General features: G+C 59.9%; 4 protein-coding genes. 2 read left to right on the forward strand and 2 right to left on the reverse strand.

Translation table 11 applies throughout. From position 1 onward, the window contains the following. Together EOC06_RS11415 and EOC06_RS11420 are read right to left on the reverse strand one after the other, a co-directional pair. Window positions 1-751: alpha/beta fold hydrolase (locus tag EOC06_RS11415; RefSeq protein ID WP_164898544.1), on the reverse strand; the 751-nt coding region annotated here is incomplete at its 3' end. Window positions 752-761: 10 nt separating this feature from the next. Further along, complete coding sequence (locus EOC06_RS11420; RefSeq protein WP_024504908.1) at window positions 762-1,166, reverse strand: hypothetical protein; 405 nt, start codon at window positions 1,164-1,166, stop codon at window positions 762-764. 233 nt (window positions 1,167-1,399) lie between these two features. On the opposite strand from EOC06_RS11420, the gene EOC06_RS11425 reads away from it, so the two are divergent. Together EOC06_RS11425 and EOC06_RS11430 are read left to right on the forward strand one after the other, a co-directional pair. After that, window positions 1,400-2,131, forward strand: coding sequence for a GntR family transcriptional regulator (locus tag EOC06_RS11425; protein ID WP_128307776.1), 732 nt, complete (start codon window positions 1,400-1,402; stop codon window positions 2,129-2,131). 251 nt (window positions 2,132-2,382) lie between these two features. Beyond that, the coding region (locus EOC06_RS11430; RefSeq protein ID WP_164898545.1) for a substrate-binding domain-containing protein at window positions 2,383-3,614 on the forward strand (1,232 nt) is incomplete at its 3' end.

The following is a 3,614-nucleotide window of genomic DNA, read 5'->3' on the forward strand; positions in this document are numbered from 1 at the left end:
ATTTCGAGCCGGGTATCAACGACGCAAGCTGACGCCCTTCCTCGACCGTCGCCGACCAGTCGTAATCGGCATTCAGCAAATAGAGGTCGATCTTCGCCGTGTCGATATCCTTGGCCGTATCCGTGAGATCATGCTCCTCGACATAATAGTGCAGGTCGCCCGGGAAGACCGACGGCGCCCCCTGGCTGTACATCCAGATCGTCTCGCGGCGGTAGACCTCCGGGCTGCTCGGCGAACACTGTGTGTGTTGCAAGGCGGCGCGTGTGTCGTTGGATGTCGTTGGGTGCCAGTACCAGTCTGTCAGCGTGCCAGGCTCGGGGCTCTTGATAAGAGGCTCAAGCGCGATCGCGGCGCGAAAATGCTCGGGATGGTAAAGCGCCAGATCGGTCGCCAGCAGCCCACCCATCGAGCAGCCCATGAAGACGGGTCTGTCGAGCTCGAGCGCCTTTGACAACTCGAGCACGTAGCGCAGGAACCAGTCCATCTTGAGCTTGTAGCCAGTCTCCCAATAGCGGTGGGTGAGGGGAGGCAGCGACTTGCCATGGTAGGGCAAGTCCCACGCGATGAAACGGAAATACCGGGTGAGTTCCTCATCCTCGAGAAGGTGCCGCCATTGGCGCGCATCGGTGCCTGCCGTGTGCTGCAGCAGCACCGGGATGCCGGTGCCAGCCTGTTCGAGGTATATACGGTACTCGGTGTCATCCAGGGTCAGATACAGATAGCCGCATTCCATCTTTGCAAACTTTGCCATCATCCGTCCCTCAAGCCTTCACGCCGTTGATCTCCTGGCGCATCACGGCGAGGATTCGCTGCAAGGCGCTGTAATATGCATAGAGCGACGACAGATCGCCGCCGAGCCGCATGCCGCGATGGATCGCCGCCGGGAAGAAGTCGTTGCAGAAGCGCGCCGGCGCCGGCTTCAGGATGTCGCGCCAGGTTTCCCGCGGCCCGCCGACATAGATGGTCGACGACTTGTAGCCGTCGCTTCCTTGCTGGAAGTCCACGACGCGGCCATCCCGGATCTCCATGAAATACTCGTCCGCCTCGTTGCTGTAGAAGCGGATGCGGGCGTTCCAGAAGCGGGCGGCAATCGCAAACTCCGGGTCCTTATTGACGCCATCGCGGACGGCTTTGACGGGAATGACCAACTGGTCCTTGTCGCTCACTGACGATACTCCTCCATGCTTCCGTTAGGGTGCGCGATGGGAAAAAATCCACCGTGATCCCAACTCGCCAAGAGGCCGAAATCAACCGATCTCAAGAGTCCGGCTGAAGAAATCAATATTCTGATGCCCGTCGAACGCTGAACCGCTCGATTGTGGTTGCGGGAACGGGACGAACATGGAAATCCTGATGTAGGTCGACCAGCAGTTTCGAGTGTCGGCTTCGGAAATGAGGAATGACTGACCACCAGCCGCTCGACGCATTGCAGCAACAGATCAGCAAGCGCAGTCTCGCCGACGACAGCGGCGACTGGTCTTTGAAATCACGGACGACGGCTGAGTATCAGATTGCTGAAGTGCTGCGCGAAAAGATCATCGTCGGTGTCCTCGCGCGTGGACAGAAGCTGAAGCAGGCCGAGATCGCCAAGATGCTCGGCGTCTCGATCACGCCGGTGCGCGAGGCGCTGCGGCTGCTGGAAGCCCAGGGCTATGTGGCGGTGAGTGCCCATCGCGGCGCGATCGTCGCACCCTTCCTGATCGAAGGTGCCGAGGAACTCTACCAGTTACGACAGTTGCTTGAAACGCGCCTGACCGCGGAAGCTGCGCGGCGCATGTCGCCGAACGATCTGTACGTTCTCAAAGCCATCAACCACGATCTTCTCATGGCCGCCAGGGCTGGCGACCGCGCCGCCTGCCGGGAGAAGAATTTTCGCTTCCACTTCCGGCTATACGAACTGGCAGGCCAGGCGCAGACGCTCGATTTCGTGCGCATACTCTGGGCCAAATATCCGCTCGACTTGCTGAGCCAGATGCCGGGCAGGCAGTCGCGCGTTTTCGATGAACACGTGACGCTTCTGGCCGCTCTGGAGCGGGGCGATGTTGAGGGCGCTACGGGTGCGATGGAAGTGCACATCAATACAGGCTGGTCGGAGTTCCTGGCAAACTACAAGATGCCCGTCTTGCCCTGAGGAAGTCGCCTCACCTAGTGACAGTCCCAACTGCGGAGCGCGCCCATGGACATCGTCTGGGGCGATGGCCGCATAGCCAACGACGACTTCGGCTGAATTGTCAGTGTCTCCTATAACCATCGCAGGGGTTCTGTTCCAAACAGGCCAGCAGGGAGGGTCTTTAACGTTTGCTATGAGCGACCCCTCATGGCGAGGGTTAGATTCGTCCTTCCGGCGGTTTGCGAACCTCATGATAAAAAGGGGAGGAGAGCATGCTTACCTGGAAGAACAGAGCCGTACGGTTCGCCCGCGTGATCACCGTGGCGGCCTGCACGGCAGCATTTTCGTTGGTCGGGCTGGCGGCTAGTCACGCGGCCGATCCGACGGCCGAGGAGCAGGCAGCCGCGCTGGCCGCCGTGCCGAAGGAGGCGCAGAAATACTACGGCGGCTACTGGTATGCGACCAATATAGTCGCCGATCCGTTCGCTAACTGGAAGCCCCATGCGCCGCCATGGAAGATTTGCCACAATGATTCCTATCTTGGGAATTCGTGGCGCGCCAACCTTGTGGCGGAGCTGAAGGCGCTGACCAAGCAATTGGCCGATCAAGGCCTCGCTGAACCCGAACTCAACGTCACGAACTCTAACGGCGACATCAACCTCGAGCTCACGCAGCTGAAGGCGCAGATCGCGCAGGGCTGTGACCTGATCATGAGCTATCCGGGGTCTGCGACCGGCCTTTGCGCGGGCATCAAGGAGGCTTTCGATAAGGGCATCCTTTTCGTAACCATCGACTCGACGGTCACCTGCCCGGAAGCGCTGAACGTAGCGACCAATCCCTACTATCGCGGTCAGTACGAAGGTGAGTGGATCGCCAAGCAATTGGGCGGCAAAGGTACCGCCCTCATCATGAACGGACAGCCCGGGACCGCGAACACGGTCGCTCAGGAGACGGGTTTCCGGAAGGCCGTCGAGGCGTTTCCCGACATTAAGGTCGCCGGCAGCCTGTTTGGCATGTGGACCGGGTCGGTGGCCAAAACCGAGGTGCTGAAGTTCCTGGCGACGCATCCTGAGCCTGTGCACGCTGTGTTCTCGACAGGCAATATGGGCGTTGGCGTGGGCCAAGCGTTCGAGCAATCGGGCCGTGCGCTTCCAATCATCACCGAAGTCACCAACCTTTGCAGCCTGCTTGCTTACTGGAAGGAAAAGAACCTCACCGCCAACACCTTTGTCCAGGATGGCGGTCCGATGGCCTATTCCGCCTTCATTCCTGCACTGCACATGATGGCCGGGCAAAAACCGAAGGTGAACACCATCTTCATGCCGCTGCCCAGCATCACGGCGGAGAACTTCAATGACTACTACGACGCTTCCATGACCGTGCAAAGCACCTGCTTCGCCAACGGCAAGGACCTGCACCTCGTGCCGGACTCGTATTTCGAGCAGTTCTTCACCGGCGGCGAGCCGAGAGCCAAGGTTGAGATCGTCTCGACCAACGCCCAGCC

Origin of the sequence: Mesorhizobium sp. M7A.F.Ca.MR.362.00.0.0 (assembly GCF_004023175.1) — a bacterium.
GTDB lineage: Bacteria > Pseudomonadota > Alphaproteobacteria > Rhizobiales > Rhizobiaceae > Mesorhizobium.

Excerpts from the sequence above, each read along its gene's own strand:
- EOC06_RS11425 (WP_128307776.1), top strand. The coding sequence starts at position 1,400 with ATGACTGACCACCAGCCGCTCGACGCATTGCAGCAACAGATCAGCAAG.